Origin of the sequence: Actinomycetospora callitridis, assembly GCF_028737265.1 — a bacterium.
GTDB lineage: Bacteria > Actinomycetota > Actinomycetes > Mycobacteriales > Pseudonocardiaceae > Actinomycetospora > Actinomycetospora callitridis.
This window is the reverse complement of the sequence record NZ_JAQZAK010000002.1, coordinates 393,703-419,805: the sequence shown is the minus strand read 5'-3', so window position 1 is coordinate 419,805 and position 26,103 is coordinate 393,703. Positions and strand designations below refer to the sequence as shown.

General features: G+C 70.8%; 19 protein-coding genes. 9 read left to right on the top strand and 10 right to left on the bottom strand.

The window, feature by feature from the left end:
• From PH191_RS07965 to glmS, 4 genes are read right to left on the bottom strand one after another with little or no spacing between them, the layout of a single operon-like run.
• Window positions 1-2,262 (bottom strand): bifunctional polysaccharide deacetylase/glycosyltransferase family 2 protein, encoded by a 2,262-nt coding sequence (locus PH191_RS07965; protein WP_274194082.1) that lies wholly within the window; start codon window positions 2,260-2,262, stop codon window positions 1-3.
• Window positions 2,259-3,473, bottom strand: coding sequence for a hypothetical protein (locus PH191_RS07960; protein ID WP_274194081.1), 1,215 nt, complete (start codon window positions 3,471-3,473; stop codon window positions 2,259-2,261). The genes PH191_RS07965 and PH191_RS07960 overlap by 4 nt, the downstream gene beginning before the upstream one ends.
• A 30-nt stretch (window positions 3,474-3,503) precedes the next feature.
• Complete coding sequence (locus PH191_RS07955; RefSeq protein WP_274194080.1) at window positions 3,504-4,508, bottom strand: glycoside hydrolase family 18 protein; 1,005 nt, start codon at window positions 4,506-4,508, stop codon at window positions 3,504-3,506.
• Entirely contained in the window at window positions 4,505-6,325 is a 1,821-nt protein-coding gene (gene glmS / locus PH191_RS07950; protein ID WP_274194079.1) for a glutamine--fructose-6-phosphate transaminase (isomerizing), read from the bottom strand. Before glmS ends, PH191_RS07955 begins: the two co-directional genes overlap by 4 nt.
• Window positions 6,326-7,022: 697 nt before the next feature.
• Between glmS and PH191_RS07945 the strand changes: the two genes are divergently transcribed.
• Window positions 7,023-7,313, top strand: a complete 291-nt coding sequence (locus PH191_RS07945) for a hypothetical protein (protein WP_274194078.1) — start codon at window positions 7,023-7,025, stop codon at window positions 7,311-7,313.
• A 3-nt stretch (window positions 7,314-7,316) separates the two neighbouring features.
• Here PH191_RS07945 and PH191_RS07940 read toward each other — a convergent pair whose 3' ends face one another.
• Window positions 7,317-8,066 carry a sulfite exporter TauE/SafE family protein gene (locus PH191_RS07940; RefSeq protein ID WP_274194077.1) on the bottom strand — a complete coding sequence of 250 codons (750 nt, stop codon included), beginning with the start codon at window positions 8,064-8,066 and terminating at the stop codon, window positions 7,317-7,319.
• A gap of 393 nt (window positions 8,067-8,459) precedes the next feature.
• Between PH191_RS07940 and PH191_RS07935 the strand changes: the two genes are divergently transcribed.
• The 8 genes from PH191_RS07935 (at window position 8,460) to PH191_RS07900 (ending at window position 20,387) form a co-directional block, all read left to right on the top strand.
• A complete protein-coding gene (locus tag PH191_RS07935; RefSeq protein ID WP_274194076.1) occupies window positions 8,460-10,085 on the top strand; it encodes an exopolysaccharide biosynthesis polyprenyl glycosylphosphotransferase in 1,626 nt (541 codons plus the stop codon).
• 236 nt (window positions 10,086-10,321) lie between these two features.
• A complete protein-coding gene (locus PH191_RS07930) occupies window positions 10,322-11,479 on the top strand; it encodes a glycosyltransferase (protein ID WP_274194075.1) in 1,158 nt (385 codons plus the stop codon).
• Window positions 11,476-12,633, top strand: coding sequence for a glycosyltransferase family 4 protein (locus tag PH191_RS07925; protein ID WP_337994046.1), 1,158 nt, complete (start codon window positions 11,476-11,478; stop codon window positions 12,631-12,633). The genes PH191_RS07930 and PH191_RS07925 overlap by 4 nt, the downstream gene beginning before the upstream one ends.
• Window positions 12,630-13,790: a glycosyltransferase family 4 protein gene (locus tag PH191_RS07920; protein ID WP_274194074.1), complete on the top strand. Its 1,161-nt coding sequence runs from the start codon at window positions 12,630-12,632 to the stop codon at window positions 13,788-13,790. Before PH191_RS07925 ends, PH191_RS07920 begins: the two co-directional genes overlap by 4 nt.
• A gap of 7 nt (window positions 13,791-13,797) precedes the next feature.
• Window positions 13,798-15,060, top strand: coding sequence for a lipopolysaccharide biosynthesis protein (locus PH191_RS07915; protein WP_274194073.1), 1,263 nt, complete (start codon window positions 13,798-13,800; stop codon window positions 15,058-15,060).
• Between the two features lie 104 nt (window positions 15,061-15,164).
• Window positions 15,165-16,061 carry a CgeB family protein gene (locus tag PH191_RS07910; RefSeq protein WP_274194072.1) on the top strand — a complete coding sequence of 299 codons (897 nt, stop codon included), beginning with the start codon at window positions 15,165-15,167 and terminating at the stop codon, window positions 16,059-16,061.
• 40 nt (window positions 16,062-16,101) lie between these two features.
• Window positions 16,102-19,029 (top strand): Wzz/FepE/Etk N-terminal domain-containing protein, encoded by a 2,928-nt coding sequence (locus PH191_RS07905; protein WP_274194071.1) that lies wholly within the window; start codon window positions 16,102-16,104, stop codon window positions 19,027-19,029.
• Window positions 19,029-20,387: a glycosyl hydrolase family 28-related protein gene (locus PH191_RS07900; protein ID WP_274194070.1), complete on the top strand. Its 1,359-nt coding sequence runs from the start codon at window positions 19,029-19,031 to the stop codon at window positions 20,385-20,387. The genes PH191_RS07905 and PH191_RS07900 overlap by 1 nt, the downstream gene beginning before the upstream one ends.
• Before the next feature lie 51 nt (window positions 20,388-20,438).
• Here PH191_RS07900 and PH191_RS07895 read toward each other — a convergent pair whose 3' ends face one another.
• The 5 genes from PH191_RS07895 to PH191_RS07875 form a co-directional block, all read right to left on the bottom strand.
• Window positions 20,439-21,833, bottom strand: a complete 1,395-nt coding sequence (locus PH191_RS07895) for a polysaccharide pyruvyl transferase family protein (protein WP_274194069.1) — start codon at window positions 21,831-21,833, stop codon at window positions 20,439-20,441.
• Window positions 21,834-21,843: 10 nt separating this feature from the next.
• A complete protein-coding gene (locus tag PH191_RS07890; protein ID WP_274194689.1) occupies window positions 21,844-22,722 on the bottom strand; it encodes a glycosyltransferase family 2 protein in 879 nt (292 codons plus the stop codon).
• Window positions 22,723-22,989: 267 nt separating this feature from the next.
• Window positions 22,990-23,709 (bottom strand): LuxR C-terminal-related transcriptional regulator, encoded by a 720-nt coding sequence (locus PH191_RS07885; protein ID WP_274194068.1) that lies wholly within the window; start codon window positions 23,707-23,709, stop codon window positions 22,990-22,992.
• Entirely contained in the window at window positions 23,709-25,427 is a 1,719-nt protein-coding gene (locus PH191_RS07880) for a sensor histidine kinase (protein ID WP_274194067.1), read from the bottom strand. Before PH191_RS07880 ends, PH191_RS07885 begins: the two co-directional genes overlap by 1 nt.
• Before the next feature lie 252 nt (window positions 25,428-25,679).
• Window positions 25,680-26,099 carry a MarR family winged helix-turn-helix transcriptional regulator gene (locus PH191_RS07875; RefSeq protein ID WP_274194066.1) on the bottom strand — a complete coding sequence of 140 codons (420 nt, stop codon included), beginning with the start codon at window positions 26,097-26,099 and terminating at the stop codon, window positions 25,680-25,682.
• Between the last annotated feature and the right edge of the window lie 4 nt (window positions 26,100-26,103).

The window sequence follows — 26,103 nt, the reverse complement described above, 5'->3', positions numbered from 1 at the left end:
TCATCGTCGCTGCAGGACCGCCCCGTCGGTCAACGGCTGCGGGTCCTCGACGACCGATCCGGGGGCGGCCGGCGCCTGCTCCACCGGCTCGGTCTCCGCGGCGTTGCGCGCCAGGAGGGTGTCGAGCCCGCCGAGCCTGCGCAGCTTCTGCCAGCCCAGCCGGATGCCCGCGAGCGCGGTGATCGTCGACCGGATGAGGACCGCGTACATGACCTGCCGGTAGACGATCTGCTGCAGCGGCAGCGCCCACAGCACCCCGATCGGCTCGCGCTCGAGACGGAAGGCGATGAACGCCGCGACGAACTGGACGGCGAGCACCGCGCCCCAGAGCGCGAGCGTGGTCCACGGGTCGAGGAAGACCAGTCCGTAGATCAGGAAGACGTCGATCAGCGGCGAGAGCAGCGGGAGCATCACCTGGAAGATCGCGAGGTGGGCCAGCCCGCGCCGCCCGAACCGGCCGGCGGCGCCCCCCTCGACCACCGCGTGGCGGTGCTTCCACATCGACTGCATCGTCCCGTAGCTCCAGCGGTAGCGCTGGCGCCACAGCTGGCCCAGGCTCGCCGGCGCCTCGGTCCAGGCCCGGGCGTGCTCCTGGTAGACGACCCACCATCCACGACGGCAGATCGCCATCGTCAGGTCGGTGTCCTCGGCCAGCGTGTCCTCGCTGACCCCGCCGACGTCGAGCAGGATCTCGCGCCGGAACGCCCCGACCGCGCCCGGGATCGTCGGCATGCAGTGCCCGAGGTCGAAGACACGGCGGTCGACGTTGAACCCCATGACGTACTCGATGTGCTGCCAGCGCCCGAGGAGCCCGCGGTGGGAGGCGACCTTCGCGTTGCCGGCCACCGCCCCGACCGTCGGGTCCGCGAACGGCTCGACGAGGCGGGCGATGGTGTCGGGGGCGAAGATCGTGTCCCCGTCGATCATCACCACGATCTCGTGGCGGGCGTGCGCGATCCCGTTGTTGAGCGCGGAGGCCTTGCCGCCGTTGGTCTGGCGCAGCACGCGGACCCCGGGGAGCCCGAGCGCCTCGACGATGGCCGCGGTCCCGTCCGTCGACCCGTCGTCGACGACGATCACCTCGACGGGGTGCGTCGAGGCCACGAGCGACCGCACCGTCGCCGCGATGTTCGCGCTCTCGTTGTAGGCGGGCACGATCACCGAGGCCGGCTCGGTGACGGTCGCGCCCCACGAGAAGCCGCCCCGATGACGCCGGCGCTTGTGCCGGACGGCGATGACGAGCATCAGGGCGAGCCGGAGCAGGATCAGCACCCCGACGACGACCAGCGCCCAGGTGAGCACCTGGACCACGGTGCCGGCGGCGCCCACCGCCGCGAGGACGATCTGTCCCAGCACCCGGTCCGCGAGGGGTGCGGGCTGGTTGTTGGGCGGGAGGCCGAGCGCGGCCGTCGGCGTCGTGAACCGGAATCCCTGCTGCTGCAGCGTGGGGATGAGCCGGTCCAGAGCGGCCACCGTCTGGCTGCGGTCACCGCCCGCGTCGTGCAGGAGCACCACGCCGCCGACGCCCGGAGCCGGTGTGCTGTTCCGGACGATGGCGTCGACCCCCGGCCGTTGCCAGTCCCGGCTGTCCACGTCGGACAGCACCGTCATGTAGCCCATCGACTCGGTGAGCTGGAACGAGGCGAGGTCGAGGTCGTCGACCGCGCCGGCCGTCGAGGAGAACGGCGGCCGGATCAGGTAGCTCGTCTCGCCGGTCGCCCCGTTGACGACGAGCTGCGTCTCGGTGAGCTCACGGTCGACCCGCATCCGCGACGAGGTGGACAGGTCGGGATGGGTGAAGGTGTGCAGGCCGACCTCCGACCCGGCCGCCCGGATGTCCTGCAGAAGCCACGGGTAGCGGGCCGCCTCCGAGCCGACCACGAAGAAGGTGGCCGGGACGTTGTGCCGACGCAGGACCTCGAGGACGGCCGGTGTCCACCGGGGATCGGGGCCGTCGTCGAACGTCAGCACGACGGTGTTCGCCGGGATGTGGACGCTGTGCGGGGTGGGCGAGGACGCGTCCATCACGGGCCCGCCCTCGGAGATCGTCGCCGGGACGTGTGTCGACGTGTTCGAACCCTCGTGCGCGTGCGGGAGGGCGTCGTTCTCGATCTGCCCGTTCACCATGCCGTTGACCATCAGCAGGCAGATGAACGTGATGAGGGCCGGGACCGCCAGGAAGAGGCCGAGACGGGGGAGCGGCAGGTGCAGGCGCCGCCGATCTCCCCGCCTCGGAGGACGACGCGGGAATCGGAGGGTCACGACGAACCGCTGCCCGTGCTCACCGTGTCCTCGGGCTGCTCCTCGGAGCTCGACCCGCTGTCGTCCGACCCGCTGTCACCCGACCCGCTGTCGTTCGATCCGGAGGTGTCCCCGCCGGTCGAGGCCTCGGGCTCGGCCGTGCCGCTGCCGTTGTCGGAGCCGCTGGTGTCCTCGGAGCCGCTGGTGTCCTCGGAGCCGCTGCCGGTCTCGGAGCCGCCGCCGCTCGACGGCTCGGTGGTCGAGCTGCCGTCCGAGCCGCCACTGCCGGACCCGCCTGTGCTCCCCGAGTCGCTGGGCTCCGTGGGGCCCGAGTCCGTGGGGCCCGGGTCGGGGTCGGGCGTGCCACCCGGGTCCGTCGTGTCGGTGGGTGTCGGGTCGATGATGCCGCCCGGGTCGGTGATGCCGCCCGGGTCGGTGATGCCGCCCGGGTCGGTGATGCCGCCCGGGTCGGTGATGCCGCCCGGGTCGGTGATGCCGCCCGGGTCGGTGATGCCGCCCGGGTCGGTCGGCGTCGTGTCGGTGGGCACGGGGGTGATCGGGTCGGGGTCGGTCGGGGACACCGGGGTCTCGCCCACCGGGTCGGTGGGCGCCGCGGGGCCGGGGTCGGGCTGGGTGGGGCTCCCGGTCGCCGGAGCGGTCGGGGCGGGGACGACCTCGCCGGCCGCCGGGGGCGTCACCGGCGCGGCGGGCGACGCCCCGGGCTCTGCGACGGCCGCGGCCGCGGGCGGGGCGAGCGTCCCGGGGACGGGCGCGATGAGCGACGCGGCGGGAGCGGTGACCGACGCCGCCGGCGGGATCGCCAGGGCCGCCGTCCCGCCCGGGATCGCCGCCGGGATCACGGGCGTCGCCGGCAGCGCCACCAGGACGGGCCCGGACGCCGGGACCGCGTCCGGCCACAGGTCGAGGAGCGACGCGGCGCCGTCGCGGAGCTGCTCGAAGACGTCGCCCGGGGCGTCCGTGATCATCTCCAGGACGGTGTCCGAGCCGACGCCGGTCCGCTCCGCCGACAAGGTCATCCCGACTGCGGCGACGTAGGCGGTGCACGCGGTGGCCGCGAGGAAGCCGATCGCACGCATGCCCCGTCGCCGACGTCCGGTGAGGTCGACGAAGACCGGGTGCGGCTCGGCGGCAGCGGGCACCAGCGGGTGCTGCGACTCCGTGAGCTCCGGGCGCGCGTCCGTCTCGGTCATCCGGTCGATCAACTCAGTCATGGTCGTTCCTCCATCGATTGACATCGGAAATCACGCCCGGAAACCGCCGAGCGTCTCGGTGTACGCGTGGGGCGCCTGCTCGACCCCGCTGCAGTCGCTGCGCGCCTCCGGCGCGCCGGGGCAGCCCCCGTTGTCCCGCGCCGCGGACCAGAAGCCGAGGAAGCCGAGCCCCCGGTTCTCGGCGTGGTCGCGGATCGCGGCGGCGTCGTCGAGCGTCGTGGTCATGCCCATGTCGTTCCGGCCGATCATGACGGTGGCGCCGAACCGCCCGGCGACGTCGGCCGGATCGCTCCCCGGCTCGAGGGCGCCGACCTGGCCCAGCGCGACGTCGAGCGCCCCGGTCATCGCCGAGAGCCACGACCCTTCCGGCGTGAAGTTCATGAGCATCACGTTGACCCGGGGCTCCAGGCCGGCCTCCCGCGCGGCCCGGACGATCGCCATGCCCTCGGGGGTGATCCCGGTGACCTGGTCCTCCACCTGCACCGTGAGCGTGACCTCGGTGCCCCGGGTGCGCTGCAGGTCCGCGAGGGCCGCGGCCACGGTGGCCTCCGGGATGTCGCCCTCGACGTCGACGTCCAGGCGGTTCGTGCCGACGGCGTCGAGCGCCGCGGCGTACGCCGCCGCGAGCGCGCCGGCGTCGGGGCACGCAGTCTCCAGATAGGGCCCCTGCGCCCCACCCGAGGCGAGGGTCAGGGCGCCGCCCCGGGCCCTCAGGCCGTTGACGACCCCGGCGACGGCCGGGTCGTCGAGCGGGACCGTGCCGCCCCACGAGGGGGTGCAGCCCCCGTCGCCCGCGAGGACGAAGGCGAGGACGGCGTCGCCCGGGCCGCTCGGACCCACGAGCGCCCCCGGGTCGGCGGGGAGCGCCCCGGTGACGTCCACGTACGGGGCGACCTGGCGTGGTGCCGGGCTCCACGGCGCGGCGGCCGTCGGACCGGACGACGTCACGACCGCGGCCACGAGGGCGGCCGCCAGCACCACCCCGCCCACGAGCAGGGACCACCGCCCGCGTCTCCCGCTCAGGACCGCCGTCATTCGACGGTCACCGACTTGGCGAGGTTCCGGGGCCGGTCGACGTCGTAGCCCAGGAGACGGGTGAGCCCGCGCGCGAAGTGCTGGAGCGCGACCACGGACTCGAGCGGTCCCCACGGCGGTTCGACCGCGGGGGCGTTCACCGGGAGATCGGCGTCCTCGCCGGGGCCGACGGTGACCAGGCGGGCGCCGCGGGTGGTCATCTCCCGCGTGTTGACCGCCAGGCGATCGTGCGGACGGGCCTGCACCACGATCACCGGGGTCCCCTCCTGGATCAGCGCCAGGGGCCCGTGCTTGAGCTCGCCCGCGGGCAGGGCCTCGACCCAGCGGTACGCGAGCTCCTTGAGCTTGAGCGCGCCCTCGAGGGCGTAGGGCACCCCGGTGCCCCGCGAGACGTAGATGAAGGCGGGCTCGCCGGCGAGGTCGCGGCTCAGCTGTTCGGCGGCCGGCGCCGCGAGCCGGTGCGTCGCGGCCATGTGCTCCGGTGCGGCCCGGAGCTGGGCCTCGAACCCCGTGACGTCCTCCGCCGACAGCCGCCCGAGCGCTGCTCCCAGCGCCACGGCCAGCGCCGCGCCGGCGAGGACCTGATTGGTGAACGACTTCGTGGCCGCGACCCCGCGCTCGGGACCGCAGGCGAGATCCAGCACCGAGTCCGCCCGGCGCGCGAGCGTGGACCGCGGGTTGTTGGTGACGGCGAGCACGGGGTCGGTCCAGTGCTCGAGGGCCATCAGCACGTCCGCCGTCTCGCCGGACTGCGAGAACGCGACGGTGAGGACGTCCGGGTCCTCGACGGCGGGCGGGGGCTCGCTGGCCACGACGACGTGGGCCGGGATGCGTGCGACCGATCCGAGCACCGCGGCGGTGACGTGCGCGGCGTACGACGAGCTGCCGCAGGCCACGAGGCGGAGTCGGGTCCGCGCCGGGACCCCGAGCTCCCGGAGGAGGAGCCCGCCGGCGAGCCTCCCCGAGAGGGCGTCGACGAGGCGGGCGGCGGCCGCCGGCTGGTCGTCGATCTCCTTGGCGGTGAAGTCCTCCGCGTCGCCCATGTCGGCCAGGGGCTCGACGGGAGCGGCCGGACGGCCGGCCCGGGGCGTGGCGAGGACCTGCCCGCGGTGGTACCAGGCCTGCTCCGCCCCGAGCACGACCACGTCGCCGTCGTCGAGCTCCCGCACCGTGTGGGTCCCGACGGCGAACCCCAGCAGGTCCGACGACGCCATGGCGAACCGCTCGGCCTCGCCGACGAGCAGCGGGCTGCGGTGGCGGGTGAGGACGACCGCGTCGAGCCCGCGGACGGTGACGCCCAGTGCCCAGCTGCCGCGCAGCCGAGCGGTGGCCTGCTCGACGGCCCGGACCACGTCGTCCGCGGACGGGGCGGCGACGCCCTCGGCGAGGAAGGGCGGATGCGGCAGGAACTGCTCGACGAGATGGGCGATCACCTCGGTGTCCACCTCGGTGGTGAGCACGTGACCGGCCGCGACCAGCTCGGCCTGCAGCTCCGAGACGTTGTCCAGGGTGCCGTTGTGCACCACCGCCACCGAGCCCGAGCAGTCGACGTGCGGGTGGGCGTTGACCGCCGTGGGAGCACCGTGGGTGGCCCAGCGGGTGTGCCCGACCCCGGTGGTGCTGCGCTCACCAGGAGGGATCAGCGCCGTCAGGGCCGGGATGCGCCCGCTCGTGCGATGCACGGCGAGAGGTCGTCCGTCCCCGGGATTGAGCGCGATCCCGACCGAGTCGTACCCCCGGTACTCCATCTTCGCGAGACCGTCGAGCAGCGCGGGCAGCGCCGGCTCGAGTCCGCGGAAAGCAACGATTCCGCACATGTGTGACTCCGCAGATCATCGAATGGAGACGCGAGCGCGCACGCCGAGGAAACGCACGGCGTCCCGTTGTCAGGACGTGCCGGTGCGTTTGTTCGGGACGCTCAGGAAGATCGCTCTGAGATGAACGACGCAGCGTGGTCCCGGCTGCAGGTCTTCCCGATCATCGCGTCTCTCGTGACGGCGTCGCAGCATCGTGCCACGCCGGTTGTCGTGTTCGGACGGTGTGGACTCCCCGCGGCGCGTGGAAGTCAGTCCGATTGATCGACGAATAACCCCCGCATGCGATCCCCCCGAATGGCAGCAGTGCCGATGGTGTCCCGGCACTCGCTTCCTACCAGGGTCTTCCGGACGTTGCCCACCACGAGTGACCGAAGTTGAGCTTTCTGGCCTAGTGAAAGGGCTCCAACGCCGCCGCACGGACGAAGCCGTGACCACACATTGTGAATCATGGGGTGTCCGGATGATCGGTCACGAGACTGCGCATTCTGGAGCGAGGGCGCTCGACGATCGATGCCGAATGACTCGCCGTCACTCCCTCGTCGCTCAGAGGTGGTCGAGAAGTCGATCTGCACGACATTCGTCGTAATATCGTGACGGCGGTCAACCCTGACGGCTCCCGCGCCCACCTATTCTCGGTCCACCGGTCACCTCGGGTGGTCAGGTGGGGACGGTGCCGTCACATCGTTCCCGGACAGGCGTGGGGGCCGCCGTGTCGGTGCTGGGGTGGGTGCTGCTCGTACTGGGCGTCTGGCTGCTCGCGTCCGTGGCGGCCGCCCTCGTCCTCGCCCGCCTCATCCGCGCGAACGGCGTCTCCGTCCTCGACGTGCTCCCCGAACGCCACCGGCGGGAGCCGGACCCGTTGACGGTGCCGTCGGAGGACGGCGACCCGGAGGAGGAGTCGGCCGAGGAGTCCGCCGACCTCCCCGTCCCCCGCTCCGGCGCCCACGACGAGGCCCAGGCGGCCGAGCGCCGCCGGTCGTCGGAGTAGCGGCTACTCGAGCACCAGCCGCACGATCGCCACGAGCCCGACGACGACGATCACGGCGCGCAGGACGGTGGGGGACAGGCGCCGGCCGATCCTCGCGCCGATCACACCGCCGATCGTCGAGCTCACGGCGAGGATCGCGACGACGGGCCAGCTGACCGGGGCGACGACGGCGTAGACGGCACCCGCAACCACGTTCACGACGGCCGCGAGAACGTTCTTGTAGCCGTTCAGGCGCTGCAGCGGCTCGGTGAGCATCAGTCCCATGACGCCGACGAGCAGGATCCCCTGGGCCGCCGTGAAGTACCCGCCGTAGACGCCGACGAGGAAGATCAGCGGGTAGAGCGGCCAGGTGCGGCGGGTGGCGGCGGGCTTCTCCCTGAGGCGCCGGGTCAGCAGCGGTTGGAGCACGACGAGCACCAGCGCGAGCCCGACGAGGAACGGCACGATCGTCTCGAACGCGTCCTCGGGCAGCGAGAGCAGCAGGGCCGTGCCGCCGATCGCCCCGAGCGCCGACATCACCGACCACAGGATCAGCTGCCGCCGAGCCCCGACGATCTCGCTGCGGTAGCCGTACGCCCCGGTGATGCTGCCCGGCACCAGGCCGATCGCGTTCGACGTCGTCGCCGTCACCGGCGGGTAGCCCAGGGCGACGAGCACCGGGAACGTCACCAGCGTCCCGGACCCGACGACCGTGTTGATCGTCCCTGCCCACACGCCGGCGACGGCGATGATCAGGCCGTGCCACCAGGTCACCCGCGGACCCTAATGGGGCTGCACCCGTGGGCTCTGGTCCGGACGCCGGCGCCGAGGCGTCAGGCAACGACGCTGACAACCGTTTGCCCGTCCCTTCGGGTGTTGGGCATAGGCTGAATGCGCACGGCACCCGCGCCGGCGTCTGCAGACTTCGTCAAGTTGTGCGAAGTCCCGCCGTGACCGGAGTTCTACTGTCCGCCGGGTGCCACCGATTCGGCTTCGGCTCATCTGCGATCACCGGGCGCTGGCCGACGCCCTGGCCCGCCAGCTTCGCCGCCCGCGGGGAGCGTCTCGGCGTTGCTGCACCCGCATGTCGCCGCCGCCCGCCGGGGTGACGTCCTGCGGTCGTCGTCGACGCGCGCACGGTGTCCCCGAGAGGGGGGTGCCCGAGCTGTGGGCGCCGGTGCGGCGTTCGGTCCGCTCGCGACGTCCGGCCGGGAGCGGGATGTCCTCGGCTGTCGGGTCGAGGAACGGCGCTGCCCGGAGATCGCCGATCACCTTGATGTGCCGGTGAACTTCGTCCGCGCCCACACCAGCTTCCGGGGGATCGAGATGTTGCGCGCGCCCGACTCGGCGGCCGAGGGCCCCGACACGGAAGGTGTGCTGCTCGACCTGCATGCACCCGACGATCGTGCGGTCTTCCAGCCGGGCCTGCCACCGGTGCCGGCTCGGCCGATCATGGGGCTTCGGTCGATCAACGGCCTGCATGCCGCGCTACTCGTGCTGCCCGTGGACGCCGCCATGCTCTTGACACCGGCTTTGTGGGTCCCGCAGCACTGGCGGGCGTTCGTGGCTCTCGCGGTCGTGGGTCTGATGATGTTGACCGGTGGCGGGCGCTACCGGGCGAAGCTGCACGTCAGCGTTCTCGACGAGCTGCCGCGGATCCTCGCCCGCCTGCTCACCGCCGCCGCCGCGGTGGCCACCGCGTTCGCCCTCTGGAATCCGGGCGAGCCGATCACGCCATTCCTCGGGGCTTCGGTCTGGAGCCTCGGATTGGTGGTAGTGGGTCGGGTGGTCACGACCCAGGCCATCTTGACCGCGCGCCGACGGCGGCTCGTCGCTCACCGGACCATCCTCGTCGGTGGGGGCGCCCTCGCTACCGAGATCGCGATGCTCCTCCAGCGCTATCCGCGCTATGGCCTCGCCGTGGCCGGCTTCGTCGACGACGGCAGCTCGTGCCCTGCCGCGGCGGTGATCCCTCACCTCGGGAGGATCCACGACCTCGACCTGGCGGTCGCGGCGAACGACGCCGACGTCGTTCTGGTGACCGAGGGTGATTTCTCGGAGGTCGAGCTGCTCGAGGTCGTACGTCTGCCTGACTGCACCGACGTGGACCTTCTCGTGGTGCCACGGTTGCATCCGTTCCACACCCAGACCGGCGACGCCGACCACGTCGGGGCGGTGCCGGTGATGCGCGTCCGCAGCCCGGCCATGCGCGGGCTCTACTGGACGTTGAAGCGCGTGGTCGACGTCGTCGTCAGCGCAGCAGCCCTCCTGCTGCTGGCGCCTGTGCTCGCCGCCTGCGCCGCAGCCGTCCGGTGGGAGGGCGGACCGGGCGTCCTGTTCAGGCAAGAGCGCGTCGGGCGCGGCGGCCGCACGTTCCAGTGCCTGAAGTTCCGGTCGATGCGGCCCGCCACGTCGAGTGAATCGGCAACTCAGTGGAACATCGCCACCGACGCACGGGTCGGATGGGTCGGACGGGTGCTTCGTCGCACCTCGCTGGACGAGCTGCCCCAGCTCGTGAACGTCCTTCGCGGCGACATGACGCTGGTCGGACCCCGCCCGGAGCGGCCGCACTTCGTCGAGCAGTTCTCACGGCAGTACTTCCGCTACGAGCACCGCCATCGGGTGCCGGCCGGTCTCACCGGCCTGGCCCAGGTCAGCGGACTGCGCGGCGATACACCGATCGCGGACCGGGCCCGCTTCGACAACTACTACATCGAGAACTGGTCTCTCTGGCTCGACCTCAAGGTGGTGCTGCGAACCATCGGGGAAATGATCTTCGCTCGCGGCCGGTGAGGGCAGGACACGCGACCGGGCCCCCCAGCGCAGCACGGGTCGGCTGTCGACGCAATCGCTCGGACGAATCGTCAATAATGATGAGGCCGGGCGTCAGGCGGGTGTCCACAATGTGAGGTCGGGACAGATGATCTGACCTGCCCTGGACGACGAGCTCTGGCGTCACGAGAGCGGTAAGAATGCTGTTCTCTCGTGGACGCTGAAATTCCTGCTCATTCAAGCCACGTAGGGAAGTCATGCGCATCTCGGTCGCCCATGAGTGGCTGACGAACTGGGGCGGGTCCGAGCGGGTCGCGGCCGAGATCAGGGACGTGGCCGGGGCGCAAGAGCTGGTGGTCTCCGTGGCGGACCGTGAGCTCGTCGCCGAGCGCTTCCCGGACCTGCCGGTGCGCGCCCTCTGGCCCTCGCGACTCCCCTCCGCCAGCACGAGATGGGCGAGGTACGCGGCACCGATGATCGGCGCCTGGGCGACCACACGCATCGAGGCGGACGCGCTCCTGGTCAGCTCTCACTTCGCGGCGCACTTCGCGACCGCGAGGTTCGAGGGGCCGTCGATCGTGTACTACCACACGCCGGCCCGGATGTTGTGGTGCCCGGAGATCGAGCTCGCCCGATTGCCGCCCGCGGTCCGCGGTGCTGTGCGCGGGGTGATCTTGCCGTCCATGCGGCGATGGGATCGGCGAGCGGCTCAGTTCCCGACCGTCGTCCTCGGAAATTCCACCGCGGTCGCTCGGCGGATCGCCGATGCGTACGGCCGCCACGCCGAGGTGCTGCACCCGCCCGTCGACGTCGACCGCTGGAGTTCGGTCGCTCGCGAGAGCCGGTCACACCTCTTGTGGGTGGGCCGCCTGGTCGCCTACAAGCGACCTGATCTCGCCATCGAGGTCGCCCGTCGAACAGGCCTCCCGCTGGTGGTCGTCGGGGACGGCCCGGAGCGGGCGCGCCTGGAGCGCGCGGCTCCCGCACACGTGCGATTTCTCGGTCACGCGCCGGAGTCCGTGGTTCGAGACGCGCTCGCCCATGCCGGCCTGCTCGTCTTCCCCGGAGAGGAGGACTTCGGGATTGCTCCGGTGGAGGCGCTCGCCGCGGGCGTGCCGGTCGTCGCCCTCGCTCGTGGTGGCGCGCTCGACTACGTGAGGCCAGGAGAGAACGGTGTTCTCGTCGAGGAGCAGGAGCCCGAGGCATTCGCCCGCGCCGTTCGGGCGGCCTGGACGACCTCCTGGGACGAACGGCTGATCCGCGAGAGCGCTCGACGATTCTCGGTGGACAGGTTCCGCGCCGAGTTCGCCTCGGTCCTGGACGCGACGCTGGGCACGGCCTGGCGCCGGAGGAAGGTGGGCAGCGTGCGGACGATCTCGTCCGGCGCCGTCGCGTCTTCGCCGGTCGCGCCATGAGTCACGGCGCCGACAGCGTCCGGCTCGCCGCGGACCCACGATCAGGTGTCCAGGATTCCGCGGGCCGCGCCGCCCGCGTGCGGGTCCACATGACCGGCTCGGAGTGGTTCTCTGCAGCTCCGGGCGGGCTGAACCGCTACTTCACCGACCTGTACTCCGCATTGCGCAGCCGCCCGGACGTGGACGTGTCCGCCGTCGCCTTCGGTGAGCCGGCGCCGGGAGGCCGGACGTGGGGACCCGTCGGCGGGTCGACACGACGCCGCGTACGGGCCTCGCTCGTCGAGAACCCGCCACTGCCACGTCAGGCCGTTGTCGATCGCCACTTCTGCCTCTACGGGCGTCCGGTCGTCGGTCGACGGGGTCGACACCCGGTGGTGGTGCACTTCCATGGCCCGTGGGCGGGAGAGAGCCGGATCGCGGGGTCCGGTGAAGCCGCCGCTCGCGCGAAATACTGCCTCGAGCGGATCCGGTACTCCGGCGCCGACCGGTACGTGGTGCTGTCCACCTGCTTCCGGGACGTGCTGGTCGACAGGTACCGAGTCCCGCCGAGCCGGATCCGGCTGATCCCTCCGGGCGTCGACCTCGATCGGTTCCGCCTGCCGGAGCGGTCTCGGTCGCCATCCACCATGGTCCTTTGTGTTCGGCGGCTCGAGCGCCGCATGGGGGTGGACGTCCTGCTGCGTTCCTGGCCCGGCGTGCTCGCCTCGCAGCCGGATGCGCGACTCGTGATCGTGGGCACCGGGAGCGAGGAAGCAGCGCTGCGTACCCAGGTGGCCGAGTCACGGCTCGGCGGATCCGTCTCCTTCGAGGGCCGCGTCGACGATGCGCGCTTGGCCGAGCTCTACCGGCAGACCGCGCTGACGGTGGTGCCGTCGCTGGCGTTGGAGGGATTCGGGCTGATCGCACTGGAGTCCCTGGCCGCGGGTCGCGCGCCGGTGGTGACCGACTGCGGCGGGCTGCCCGACTCCGTGCGCGGGCTCGACCCCTCGCTGGTCGTGCCCGCGGGCGACCCCGACGCGCTCGCGAACCGCCTCGTCGACGGCCTCCACGGACGGATCCCCGGGCCGTGGCGGTGTCGAGAGCACGCCGAGACGTTTTCGTGGCAGGCAACGACGGCGCGGCACGTCGAGATGTACGCGGAGCTGCTCGCATGACCAAGGCGCTCTTCGTGAGCCACACCGCCGCGCCTTCCGGTGCCGAGCTCTACGTCGCCAGGCTCGTCACAGCGCTGCGGGGTCTCGAGGTTGCCGTCGCGTTCACCGCGGACGGACCGGTGGCGGAGCGGATGCGCGCCGGCGGCGTCGAGACCACGATCATCCAGAACGACTTCGACAGCCGCGCGATGACCATCGCGGGCAGTGGTCCAGCTGGGCTGGTCAAGGGATTCTTCGCGCTCCTGCGGCTGGGCTCGGCGCTCGGCTCGGTCACGCGTCGATCAGCCGCCTCGGTCCTGGTCGCCGAGAGCACCAAGGCCCTGATCGTGGGTGCCGTGGCCGCCCGAGTGGCCCGGATCCCGCTCGTCTGGCACGTCCACGATCGAATCTCTGCGGAGTACTTCGGGCGGGCGCTCGCCCCGCTCGTCCGCGTGTTCGGATGGGCCGTCAGCGATGCCTACATCGCGAACAGCCGATCCACGTTGAGCTCGCTGATCCGGTGGCGGAAGCCCGCACTCGTCGCCTACCCGGGCGTCGAGATCGACGGAGGACGTCCACGGCCGAGTCAGCGGAGCCCCGAGAAGACGGTGGTCGTGGTCGTGGGGCGCCTGACCCGGTGGAAGGGGCAGGATGTGTTCCTGCGCGCCCTCGCCCAGGTGGCAGTGCGCCCGGCGCACGTCTACCTGGTCGGCGGGACCTTCTTCGGCGAAGAGCCGTTTCAGAACGAGCTCCAGCTCCTCGCCGACGACCTCGGCCTTCCGGTCACCTTCACCGGGCACGTCGACGACCCCACGTACTACATGCGCCGGGCCGACATCCTGGTGCACTGCTCGGTGATCGCGGAGCCGTTCGGCGCCGTCGTCGTGGAGGGGATGAATGCCGGGTGCGCGGTGATCGCCTCGCAGCCCGGCGGCCCGACCGAGATCATCGAGCCCGGGGTCAACGGCCTTCTCGTCGATGCCGGCGACCAGGCCCAGCTGACCGCGGCCCTGGATGAGCTCATCGGTGACCCCGACCTCCGCCGTCGGCTCTCGGCCGCCGCACCGGCGCGTGCGACGCACTTCGACATCAACGACTCCGCGCGCGACGTGGCCGGATTCCTCGACGTGCTCGTAGCCACCTCGCACCGTGGGCGGGCGGCGCATGTCCGAAGCTAGGAAGGGGATGCGTCTCGTCGCCGCCGCGCGCGACGTCGGCTTCGTCAGCTTCGGCAAGTACGGGCAGTATGTCGTCACGATCGTCACGGTCCCGTTGATCGCCCGGCTCCTGGGGCCCGAGGGACTCGGCCTGGTCGCGATCGGGATGTCGTCCTACTTCATCGGAACTGTCCTGGTCGACCTGGGAATCACCCAGTTCCTCGCCGCGACGGTCCCGAGCGGGGACGTCCGCCAGATCCGGGGAAACTACCTCGCGATCCGCACGAGCATCTTCGGAACGATCGTCGGCGCGCTACTGCTCGGTCTCGTACTCGGGGCGGGCCCCGTGGTGACCATGATCCTGCTCGGTCTGTCCACCGGTGGGGCCTGGTCCATGTCGGAGGATTGGGTCCTGATCGGCCAAGGCCGCTTCGGCGCCTCGATGGCCTACCAGGCTGTCGGCCGGATCGCCTACCTGGTTCTGTTGATCGTCGTTCTCCCTCGCTACCCACATGCTGCCGTCGCCCTCATCTGCCTGCTGCTCTCGTCGATCGTCACCGTCGGCCTGACCTGGCGGGACTCCCTCAAGAGATTCGGCCGGCCCGCACGTCCGCGCCACGTCCTGACCACGGTCCGGATGGGTGTCCCCGTCCTCAGCTCCCGTCTGCTCGTGACCAGCTTCGGGATCGGCTCCGCGACGATCTACTCGTCCGTGCTCGACGCCGCGTCGCTCGGACTGTTCTCCGCCGGCGACCGCCTCGTGCGGGCGATCCAGGGACAGCTCGACGCCATCGGGTTGGCATTGCTGCCGCGGATGGCGCGCGTCGCCGGAGTCGATCGGTTCTGGAAGCGCGCCGTCTTGTCGATGCTGGTCTGCGTCGGAATCGCCTGTGTTGCCACCGCCATCGTGTGGGTGAGCGCGCCGACCCTCATCCGCTTGATCTTCGGTGACGGCTTCGAAGACGCCATCCCACTGCTGCGTCTGGAGGCGTTCATCCTCCCCGCTGCGGCATTGACGTCGTTCGCCACGACGGCGGTGCTGTCGGTGCGCCAGGACACCACCGGAGTACTGATCGGGGCGGTCGTCGGCACGTGCGTGGCGGCTGCGTGGTTCTACGTCGCGGTACGCACCCACTCGGTGTGGGCACTCGCTTACGGAACGCTGTGCTCGGAAGTCGCGACCGCGCTCTGGTTCATCATCCGGATGCGATTCCTGAATGTGCGCGATCGGAACGCGCGTCACGGTGAGACGGACAGAGTCGTCGCTGACGGGGAGGTCGTCGTGCCATGAGGATTCTGTTCCTGGGTGACGACTGGATCGGCAGCAACGCCACGTCACTGGCCGACGGTTTCCGTCGCGCGGGCCACGACGTCGTCGTCGTCGACACCACGGCGGTGTCACTCCCGGCGCGGCTGTCGCACTCGTGGATCTATTCCAAGATCGCCGGGCGCCGCGCCCCGTGGAACGTCGAGCAGATCCATCGTCGGATCGAGCGCCTCGCGACCGAGTTCCGTCCGGACCTGCTCTTCGGGTTCAAGACCGTTCACCTCGACCAGTCGCGACTCCTCGCTACGCCGGCGACGCTGCACGTGCACTACAGCCCCGACGACGCGTCGAATCCGTACAACACCTCGCCCGGATATCTCGAGTTCGAGCGCGAATGGGACCTCGTCGTGACGACCAAGCAGCACAATGTGGCGGAACTCCTCGCTCGGGGCGCGCGCGCGGTGAAGTTCGTCCTCAGCGCCTACGATCCGGCGTGGCACCATCCGCGTGCCCGCAGGGACACGACGGGATACCTGGTCGGCTTCATCGGGGCCTGCCGGGCCGATCGGCGCGCCACGATCGTTGCCCTGGGCCACGAGTACGGCGACAGAGTGCTGGTGCGTGGTCCGGGATGGCGGCGCATCCCGGAGCTCCGGACGACCCGAGCGACGGTGGCCGGTGCGGCCTACGGCGAGGCGTTCTCGTCCGCCGTGGCGTCGGTGACAGCGAATCTCGTGCTCCTCAACTCCGACAACCGGGACACACACACCTGCCGGACGTTCGAGGTACCGGCCGCAGGCGGGCTCTTCGTCGGCGAGCGGACGGACGAGCACGCGGCCCTGCTCGACGACGGCACGGAATGTCTTCTGTTCTCCGGCGAGGACGAACTGTACGAGCTCCTGCGTTGGTGTGACGACCATCCAGACCTGGTCCAGAAGGTCGCCGAAGCGGGGCGAGGACGCATCACGAGCGGTCGCCACCGATACGTGGACCGTGCTCGAGAAATCGTCGCCGCACTGTCCTAGGAACCGACTGAGGAGGCCGATCCGGAGAAGGGAGGGAAACATGCTCGGGGCTCCCGGGATCACCTTGGCGCTGATCGCGGCGGCGCTGATCACGACGACTCTGGCCGCGCTGCGTGCCCGTGGTGTCGCGCCCGTCTTCTTCATCACCCAGGTGGTGTTCTGGAGCCTCTCGTACCTCGCGCGACCCCTGGTCCTGCTGTGGGCGCAGCCCAGGCCCCGATTCGCGGACCCCATGGCCGACCCTCGTCTGGCCAGCATCGGCTACGATCGCGGAATAGCCGAGGTATTGCAGCCCGTCGTGCTCGGTCTGTGGCTGAACGCCGTTCTCGTACTCGGGTATGCAGTGTGGAGTCGCAGCCGCAGAAGCGCTCCGGTGGTACGCAGCACCAACTCTGATCTCGTCGCGACATTGACGGCCGTGTACCTCATCGGATTGCTGGGCCGAGCTGCGGCCTACCTGAGCGGCTCCGCAGGCTCGGCAGGTCAGCTCCGCAGTCAGAGCCCCGTCCTCAGCCTCGTCGCGGCGCTCGCGGCCCTGGGAGCTGTCGGACTGATCATCTTCTTCCGCCCGGCCGATCGGAGGCAGGCGATCCTGGCGGTCGGAGGATTGATCTGCGTCGAACTCCTCTGGACCGCCGCGGCAGAATCGAAGACCCCGATCATCAGTGCCACCCTGGCGGTCGCGGTGCGCTTCGGGCTCGCCGGGTGGAATCGCCGGCGGCTGGCCATCGTCCTCGCCCTCGCAGCCGTCGGTTTCGGCGCATTCGGCTGGCTCCAGGGACTCAAGCAGTCCGCTGCGACGACGTACGCCTCGACGGTCGCCGATTCGGCGTACCCCGCGGCGATCCAGCCCTTCCTGCCCATCCTGCGTCGGTTCGATCTGCTGGCGGCCGCGACCGACGGCTATTACCTCGGTGGGCGAGAGTGGCTCTCGCCCGGGGAGGTTCTCCTGCACGGGCTGAAGAGCTTGGTGCCCGCCCAACTGCTCGGCAGTGAGAAGTTCCAGGCCGGGGTCAGCTGGGCCGAGGAGGTGAGTGGGGCGTCGGTGGACATGAGCAGGATCTCCGTCTCACTCGCCGAGGGCAACATCAACGAAGGCTACGTTCTCGGTGGATATGTCGGTGTGGTCGTGGGTGTGCTGTTCACGTTCGGGCTGCTGCTGTTCGCGGTGCGGGCGCTGCAGGCACGGAGCATCGTGCTCATCGTGCTCGGGCTGGCCATCACCGCCTCACCCGTGTTGTTCGAGCGCGGAATCCTGGGGAGCATGGAGCTCCTCGGCAAGGTCCTCCAGCTCGTCGTCGTCGTCTGGATGGTGGACCTGGTGGTCCGCGAGTTTCGAAGGCGACCGGTGGATCCACTGGGCGCCATTCCCCGACGCCAGGACATCGGCGCGTGGGCCGGAACCCGAGCGAAAGGCTTAGCGATGCCCCTGACCAAATTTCTCCTCGTCCTCCGCCGGCGATGGCTGATCGTCGCGGCGACGACGTTGGTGTGTCTGACTGCCTCGGCGGCCTACGCCGCGACCATCCCGACTCAGTACACGGCGACGACCCGCCTGTATGTGTCGATGGCGACCGGGACGTCGGTGAGCGATGCCTACGAAGGCGGAATGGCTGCGGAACAGCGCATCCCCTCGTATGCCCAGGTCGCGGGCGGTGCCACCGTGGCGGAGGCGGTGATCCGCGATCTCGGGCTGCGCATGTCACCTGGTGAGCTCGAGGGGAAGATCTCAGTCGACTTCCCGCCGGCCACCACACTCCTGGACATCTCCGTCACGGATGCCACCCCCGACCGCGCGCAGATGCTGGCCGACGGCGTGGCAGCACAGTTCCGGAGGCTCGTCGGCGAGATGGAGACGACGGTCAGAGGGGCCGCGCCGGCCGCTCAGGCCACCGTGGTCGCGCCGGCTCGTACCCCCACGCAACCCACTGCTCCGCACACCACGCGGTTGCTCCTGATCGGCCTGCTCGGAGGTCTGGCGCTGGGCTGCCTCGCGGCCTTCGTCCGGGATCGTCTCGACGGCCGGGTGCGCACCTCGGAGCGACTCGCCGAGCTCCTGCCGGTACCCGTTCTCGCGTCCATCCCCAGCGTCGAGCCGATGGCCACGAAGGCAGTGGCGCTCCTGCGCGCGCGGCTGACGTCCGCAGGCGGTGGACTCGTCCCGCGAACCTTGCTGGTCACCAGCTTCTCCGGGCAGTCGACCCCGAGCGTCGCCGTCCGACTCTCCGGGGCCCTGGTCGCCTCGGGCCGTCAGGTGGCGCTGGTCGACGCCGACACCTCCGGAGACGGGATCTCCGCCCACTTGGAGATGACTTCGGCTCCTGGCTTGGCGGACTGGCTGCGGACACCGGAACTGTCCCTGGAGGAGCTGGTGCGGACGTCGGTCGACGGGGTCGGTGTGGTGCCGCTCGGCGCTGTCGACGAGCGGACAGGCGACCTGCTCGACTCGGAGCGTTTCGCTGAACTCCTCACCAGCTTGCGGACGAGGTTCGACCATGTCGTCGTCGCCACCGCGCCGGCGGCGGTCGAACCCGCCGCTCTCACCGTCTCCGGGCGCTGCGACGGCGTTCTGGCCGTGGTCGAACTGGGCTCGACCACGGGGGAGCAGGTGCGTGAGGCGGCGGCGAGCCTCGACGGGCCCGGCTCGGCGCTGATCGGCGCGGTCGCGGTCAGCGCACCCTCGCGACAGGCCATCCCGCTGGGCGGGGAGTCGCTCCCGGCGCTCCTGCGGCGCGTGGGCGCGTGGAGCGACAGGCGACCAGGGCAGCAAGTCGACCAGCAGCAAGTCGACCAGCAGCCCTCCGACCAGCAGCCCTCCGACCAGCAGCCCTCCGACCAGCAGCCCTCCGACCAGCAGCCCTCCGACCAGCAGCCCTCCGACCAGCAGCCCTCCGACCAGCAGTCCCCGGCTCCTGCGTCGAGCTCGCCGCGGAGCCCCGTCCCCGTCTCCTCGACGTCCTCGAACTGATGTCTTACGAAGGTCTGAGCCGGCGTGCGATGGTGGCCGCCTCATTCGGTGCTGCCGCACTGCCACTTGCTGCGTGCTCGCCGACGCCACCCCAGACCCGGGTCGAGAACACCGCAGCGCGACAGGCAGTGGATGCCCGTTCGGCTCGTAACGTCCGGGACTTCGGCGCCGTCGGCGACGGCACCGCCGACGACACCGAGGCAATCGGGCGAGCGGCGGCCGCCGGCGGCGGACCTGTCGTCCTGTACCTCCCCGTCGGGGAGTACCGCGTCACGGCGTGGCCCGAGCTACCCGACTTCTCGACGGTCGTGGGCGACGGCGGCGACGTCAGCACCATCGTCCACACCGGTGACGGGACGCTGATCGCCCTGCGTGGCAAGCAACGAGTGAGCTTCACCCGCCTCGGCGTCTACGTGGTCCGTCCGACTGCCTCGGCGGTGTCGCTGTCAGGTTCGTTCCGCTGCTCGTTCGACTCGGTCGTGCTGCGCGGAGGTCACCTCAGCGACAACTACCCACAGTTCTCGCAACAACGTGGCGTCATCCTCGACGAGAACACCGGTGGCACCGCCTTCGTCAACTGCGACATCAACAACTTCGGCATCGGTATCGTCACCTCCTGCATCCAGAACTACCTCACCTCCTCGAAACTCACCAACAACTATGTAGGGGTTCTCGGTACCGGCAACGATCACAACGCCGGGCTCGCGCTGACGAACGTGGAGTTCGTCTCCGACGTCGACCCGAAGACGACCGACCAGCACATCCGTGTCGATGGTGCCGCCAACAACTGGTGGCTCACGAACGTCTGGTTCGAGGGCGCGGACATCGCGGTCTCGATCGGCGACCTCGGTCGCGGCGGCCCCGCGCAGTTCGGCATGGTCAACTGCAAGGTGGCCGCCCGCAGCGTGTGCGTCGACCTGATCTACTGTCGCCAGCCCTACCTCGCCGACGTCCAGTTCGGCCGGGACCTGGCCCAGCCCCCGGCCGAGCTGCGGATCGATCCCGGCGGGTGCCCGGAAGGCACCGCCATGAATCTGATCTCCATGGCGGCCTACGACCTCGATCCACGGTCGTTCCCGGCGGGGTGGAACGTGACCGGCCGAGGGATCCGTTCCGGGGGCGCTTTCGTCGCGCCCCTCGTCACCAGGGCGTGGTCGCCCGGAACCGATCTGCTGCAGGCCCAGGCACCCGACGGCTCCCCGCTGTCCGCGATCCTCCCGAGCGGCGCCTGGCTCTCCGACCGGGCAGACGGTGGCGTGATCCTCAAAGACCCGGCGGGCCAGTACTGGCGGCTGTCGGTCTCGACCGAGGGACGCGTGGAGACCACCCCGCTGGGAGGAGGACGACCACCGGCGTGAACGCGGAGGCGAAGGGACGCGGCGTCGACAGTCAGTGTGGTCTGTGGGCGATCACCTCGGAGGTGTGGGGGACCGTCCGGACGTCGTCTCCGACCCCGAGTCGAGCCGAGCGTCGATGATCGTGGCGGCCTGTTCGAAGGCCGCCCTGCTCGCGTCGATCTGGTACGCCGCGGCCTCGAGCAACGTGGCCCGCAGATCGGGAGCCTGCTCCCACAGCCGGGAGATCGAGCCCCGCAAGCGGTCCTCGACGTCGTCACCGTCCAACCTGACCAGCTCCAGGCCAGTGCCGGACATGGCCGCCAGCCCCTCGAACTTGTCGTCGTAGTACTGCGAGCTGGACAGACCCACCACCGGAATGCCTTGTGCCAGGGCGAACACCGCGACGTGGTATGCGCCGCTGACCACGATGCGGCACCGGCCGACCTGACGAGCCAGAGCCCACGGGCTCGCGAACCTCCCCAGCGGCGGAGCCGCCGCGGGCGAGTCATCGATCAACGGCAACGTCGAGCGACGGTCCTCTGCCGCGTGCTCGGACACGATCAGGGGGATCAGGTCGGCGGTGCGCTCAGCAGCGGTGTCGCGCAGGACCCGGCCGATGGCCGTTCGGGTCGTGTCGCTCACCGGCGAGTACTCGGCCACCCGAAGGCACGCGCCGATGGCGGTCCCTCGGCGTTCGTTCCTGGTCGAGTAGGCGAGCTCGATCGCGTCGTCCCCGGTGACGACCACGCGGTCGGCCGGAACACCGAGGGAGCGCAGCAGCTCAGGTCCACGCACGCCTTCCCGCAGGGCGATCAGGTCGACTCTCGGCAAGACCCGCTCGGCGTGGCGCAGCAGTTCCTCGTCACGCAACGGCCCGATCCCGTGCCCGACCATCGCGGTGGGGATCCGGTGCTCGGTCGCGTACTCGAGCAGGTCGAGCGTGCGCTCGGTCTGGGCACGGTCGACGTCGGTCAGGTAGCCGCCCCCGATCGCGATCACCAGGTCGGTGTCACCCAGCGCGTTCGGCAAGCGCCCGCCCTCGCGACTGAGGCTTCGCCGGTCCACGCCTGATGCCTCGCTCGCGCGGTCACCACTCGGGTGCTCGCGGCGTAGCCGCATCGCGATCCTGCGCGGCAGCGCCCGCGCGGCATCCACACCGTTGAGCAGCGGACCGGTCGCCGCTGGGCCCCATCGTCCTGTCACGCTCGTTCGGCGACGCCGCCGCGGCCAATCGCCGCCCCGCTGAGAGAAGATGGGCTCGACCGTGGGCTCGTACGCCGTCAACAGTGCCGGCGCGGAGGTGAGGACCCCGATCCGAGCGTGGGGCCACCACTCGGCGATGCGACGCACCATGACGTCCAGCATCGCGAGGTCGCCCTTGTTGTTGAGCCAGTACTCACCGTTCTCGACGAGAACGCGCAGTGGGCGCCCGGCGGGCGGGGAAACCGAGGTCGGTCGTTCGTTCATGTCCTTCTTCTCAGAGTGCCACTTCGCGGGCGAGACCAGACGAATGGGACGTCGGGTCAGGCCGAGGGTCCACGAGGGCGCGGGACCGCACCCACAACCGCCCGAGGCCGGCCCGGACCAGGCGCAGGTCACCCGCGAGGACGTCGACCCGAGACACGAGGTCCGGGTGTTCCCGTGCGATGCGGTGATGAAAGTGGAACATGTCCGTCAGCTTGCTGAGACTCGAGGTCTGACTGCACAGATTGAACCTCGAGTCACGCCACGCCGCGGTGCGCTCCGGCATGCCGAAGAAGCTGCCGAACGTCGCGACCCGAGCGAACAGGTCGACGTCCATGGGGAACACGAGGTCGCCGCGGAGCCCGCCCACACGGTCGAAGTGTTCTCGACGGAACATCGAGGCTGCTGTGGGTCCGAAATCGGCGGGGCCACGTCGGACGACGGTTCGCGCGAGCGCCCGCGGCGGGTGCAGTCCGATCAGCCCTGGGAGCCCCAGTCCGGTCTCCTTCACCGCACCGCCCTCGGCGATGACGTCGAACCGTGACGAGACGAGAGCGACCGCCGGATCCCTCATGATGTCGCGCTGCGCGGCGATCGATCCGGACATCAGCACGTCGTCAGCACAAACGATCTTGACCAGTTGCCCGGTCGACAGCTCCACGACCCTGTTCCAGTTCGGCCCGATCGGCAGCACTGCGTCGTTGCGAAAGACTCGTATCCTGTCGTCGCCGAACGCGCGTGCGATGGCGCCGGTGCCATCGTCGCTGGCGTTGTCGAGAACGACCAGTTCGAAATCCAGATCATTGTCGAGGATGGAGCGAAGCGTCGCGTCGAGGGTGCGGGCGCCGTTGTACGCGGGCACGCAGATGGAGACCGTGGGTGCTGTCGGCATCAGCACCGCCGGCGTCGAGGGCCATCGGAGGCCAGCGCGGAGTGGGCGGGCCGGCAACTCGCCGTCGTAGAGCGCCCGGCCGGCGGGCGGATCGCGGCCGGCAGTTTGAGCAACGACACGCGACGCCCCGCTTTCGTCATCTGGCAGCACCACACGAGCACCGAACAACGTGCTCGTTTGCCACGTAGATTCGCGCGGTCGAAAGTGCGCGCGCATCGTCAAGGCTGATGAGAGCGGCCGGGCCTCGTCGCCGACGAGCCCGGCAGCTCAAGAGCCTCGTTTCGAGCGCTCCGGAGGTTCGGGCAGCTGGCGCACCAGAGCAACAGCTTCCAGCTGCGAGCTCACCTCCAGCTTCGTCAGGAGCGACCGGATCTGGGTGCGGACCGTCGGCATGCTCACCACGAAGTGCTCGGCGATCGCCGCGGCACGCATTCCTGCGGCGAGCAGCTCGAGCACGTCCCGCTCTCGGTGACTGAGCCGCGCCAGGCGTCGGGAGAGCTCACGCTCCTGCTCCTGATAGTGACGGTGGCGTTCGAGCCACTGATGGTGGTCAGCCGCGGACATCACCGGCGTCCCACCCGCGGCCGTGATCACCGTGCCGAGGAGCTCGGCGAACGAGCGCGACTTGGGGAGCGCGCCGATCGCGCCGGCGGCGATCGCGGAGGCGGTCCCGGGCTCGTCCGCACTGCCGCTGACCACCAGGACCTTCCATCGCGCCGCCCTCAGACCTCCCACCAGGTCGGCACCGTGGACGTAACGCCCGTCGGCGTCCCGATTGAGGTCGAGGTCCAACACGACGAGCCCGGCCCGGGCGGTGGCGGGCCGGCTCACGAAGTCGGCGACGTCGTCGACCGGGAGCGTCCGCGCGTCGAAGCCTTCGTTGCGCAGCGCCATGGTGAGGGTGGTGCTGAACAGCTCGTGATCGTCGATGATCCGCACGGGGTACGGCTGGTTCGATGCGGGGTCGTCCTCGACGAGTTGATGCATCACGACACGTTCTGGAGAAGGGGTGGGTCGAGGGCAGGCGGCGACGCATCCGGTGCCGCCGGGAGTTCGACGACGACGACGCACCCCGGCGCGTCCGGGTCTGCCGGGAGCACGGTGATGGTGCCGTTCTCGGCAGCGAGCAGCTGACGACAGACGTAGAGACCGAGCCCGAGTCCTCCGCGCGCCCCGTCGCGCACACCGGGCTCGAACACGGCGTCCTCGGCCCCGTGGCAGAGACCAGGTCCCCGATCGCGGACCTGGATGACGATGCGGTCCTCCCGCCGTTCCGCCGTGACCCGCACCGGGCTCCCCGGCGCGTGCCGGTTCGCGTTCTCGAAGAGGTTGATGAGGACCTGCGCGAGCCTCGCGGACGAGCCGAGGGCCTGTAGTCCGAGTTGTAGCTCGTGGTCGACGACCATCCCGGCCGAGCAACGAAGCGTGATCAATCCGTGGAGGACCGGCGCCACGGCGAAGGAGCTCGTCAGGGCCTCGGCCTCGCGGCCGACCGGTGTCTGCAGCAACTCGTCGAGCCGATCGAGTTCCGAGGCCACGACCGTGCTCAGCTGAACGGGGTCCGGGCAGCCGCCGCCGAGCAAGGTCGTCGCTCCGGCGAGGCCGGCCAAGCCGTTGCGCAGCTCGTGATCGCGCTCGGCGGCCCGGGCCAGCCGAGTCTCCGCCAGTCGGAGTTCCTCCTCCAGCGAGTCGTGCTGGTCCTCCAGCGAGCCGAGCGCCTGCCGCGCCAGACGGAAGGCCCCGTACAGCACGAGTGCGATCGCCGCCAGCCGGAGACCGGTCGAGGCCGCGGCGACGTCGACCACCGGCCAGTCGAACGCCGCCGCGTTCACGACGCGCGCCGCCCCGAGCAGGGCCAGGCCGATACCGGTAACCGCGAGCCCCCGGTCCTGCCGATGCGCTCCTCGGTTCGCGATCGCGGCGCCGGCTCCGGTCCACACCAGCCCGAACCCCAACGGCACCGGTACGAACCCGGCCACCGAGGCGACGAAGGAGGGAAGGGCCGCGGCCACCGCGGTGCCCCCGAGGACCATCAGAGCGCTACCGACCAGCACGAAGCGGACCCGCGGGCGGGTCAGTGGAGGAGGGGCGGTGACGGCCGCGGTCACGAGCAGCCCCGCCACGACGCCGTCGGCGAGCACCCGTGCCGCGGCGGCGGCCGGAGTGGGATTCAGGGCCGCGACGATGAACGTCGGGACGGCGAGCAGCCCGTAGGCCCCCAGGGCCAGGCTGACCCATCCGACGTGGGGATCCGCGGTGAGGCGCGCGGCGAACACCGCGAGCATCGTGGCGGCGCCGCCGGAGCACGCCGCGAGCACGGCGAACACCAGGGTCGCCCCGGCCGAAGGCAGCCCGCGTTCCAGGACCCAGCCCGCCAGCAGGAGGGTCACGGCGCCCGCGCCGAGGACCAGACCTCGAGGCGACCGGAGCCGGGGGCCTCCGAGAAGGACCGCCGGGGTCGGTCCGCCCGTGGCGTCCTCGGCGGTGCCCCACCACCTCTCAACGCGTCTCTGCATCGCTTCTCCCCCCGAACGGCGATGACGGGCCGAGTGACTCCCGCCCGGGCCAGTGACCACAAACCCCCCCGACGCTCTGGAAGACACGGCCCGATCGCCGAGCCAGTACTCCGAGCGTGGCTCCAAGGGCCCGAACGCTAGCAGCGCTGCGTGATCAAAAACGAGATCAGATGCACTCGATATGCGCATCGGCAGTATCGAATGAACCGAAAGTCACCCGTTGTTAGCGTCCGCATGGCCTAACGGGACACCCATTCGGGGTCATGAGCGAAAAAATGCGCGACCTCGAAAGGGTGTCGCTGGAACGGCCCATTGTCTGACCAGCGGACTCGTTGTGATCCTGTCGAACGGCTGCGTAATCACCGACTTCTCCTCGCCCTTGTCGCTCCTGCTCGCGCCGGGCATCGACCTGACGTGAACTCGACGCCTGGAGACGGGTGATCAGGCGCCCGTCCGGTCGCCCGACAGGCGCGCCACGACGCCGAGCAGGGCGGTCGCCTGCGGGTCATCGAGCAGGCGGCGTTCGGCGACCTCGACGGCCGGGGCGAGGCGCTCGTGCACCGTCCGCCCGCGGGCGCTGATCGCGACGCGCACGCGCCGGCGGTCGGTCGGGTCGGCCGCGCGGAAGACCAGGCCCAGGGCCGCCAGCCGGTCGACGACGCGGGTGAGCGTCGAGTCGTTGAGGCGCGTCCCGGCCACGAGGTCGCGCATGGCCTGGTCGCCCGCCACGACGACGCGGTGCAGCACGAGCCACTGGTCGAGGGAGAGCCCCTCGCCGGTGGTGATCTCCTCGACGCGGCGCGTGACCTCGTCGAGGGCGTGGACGAGCGCCACGGTCAGCGAGTCGTCCTCCTGCGCCATCCGG

Excerpts from the sequence above, each read along its gene's own strand:
- PH191_RS07960 (WP_274194081.1), bottom strand. The coding sequence starts at position 3,473 with ATGACTGAGTTGATCGACCGGATGACCGAGACGGACGCGCGCCCGGAG.
- PH191_RS07955 (WP_274194080.1), bottom strand. The coding sequence starts at position 4,508 with ATGACGGCGGTCCTGAGCGGGAGACGCGGGCGGTGGTCCCTGCTCGTG.
- glmS (WP_274194079.1), bottom strand. The coding sequence starts at position 6,325 with ATGTGCGGAATCGTTGCTTTCCGCGGACTCGAGCCGGCGCTGCCCGCG.
- PH191_RS07930 (WP_274194075.1), top strand. The coding sequence starts at position 10,322 with ATGCGCATCTCGGTCGCCCATGAGTGGCTGACGAACTGGGGCGGGTCC.
- PH191_RS07925 (WP_337994046.1), top strand. The coding sequence starts at position 11,476 with ATGAGTCACGGCGCCGACAGCGTCCGGCTCGCCGCGGACCCACGATCA.
- PH191_RS07920 (WP_274194074.1), top strand. The coding sequence starts at position 12,630 with ATGACCAAGGCGCTCTTCGTGAGCCACACCGCCGCGCCTTCCGGTGCC.
- PH191_RS07915 (WP_274194073.1), top strand. The coding sequence starts at position 13,798 with ATGCGTCTCGTCGCCGCCGCGCGCGACGTCGGCTTCGTCAGCTTCGGC.
- PH191_RS07905 (WP_274194071.1), top strand. The coding sequence starts at position 16,102 with ATGCTCGGGGCTCCCGGGATCACCTTGGCGCTGATCGCGGCGGCGCTG.
- PH191_RS07900 (WP_274194070.1), top strand. The coding sequence starts at position 19,029 with ATGTCTTACGAAGGTCTGAGCCGGCGTGCGATGGTGGCCGCCTCATTC.
- PH191_RS07895 (WP_274194069.1), bottom strand. The coding sequence starts at position 21,833 with ATGAACGAACGACCGACCTCGGTTTCCCCGCCCGCCGGGCGCCCACTG.
- PH191_RS07890 (WP_274194689.1), bottom strand. The coding sequence starts at position 22,722 with ATGCCGACAGCACCCACGGTCTCCATCTGCGTGCCCGCGTACAACGGC.
- PH191_RS07885 (WP_274194068.1), bottom strand. The coding sequence starts at position 23,709 with ATGCATCAACTCGTCGAGGACGACCCCGCATCGAACCAGCCGTACCCC.
- PH191_RS07880 (WP_274194067.1), bottom strand. The coding sequence starts at position 25,427 with ATGCGCATATCGAGTGCATCTGATCTCGTTTTTGATCACGCAGCGCTG.
- PH191_RS07875 (WP_274194066.1), bottom strand. The coding sequence starts at position 26,099 with ATGGCGCAGGAGGACGACTCGCTGACCGTGGCGCTCGTCCACGCCCTC.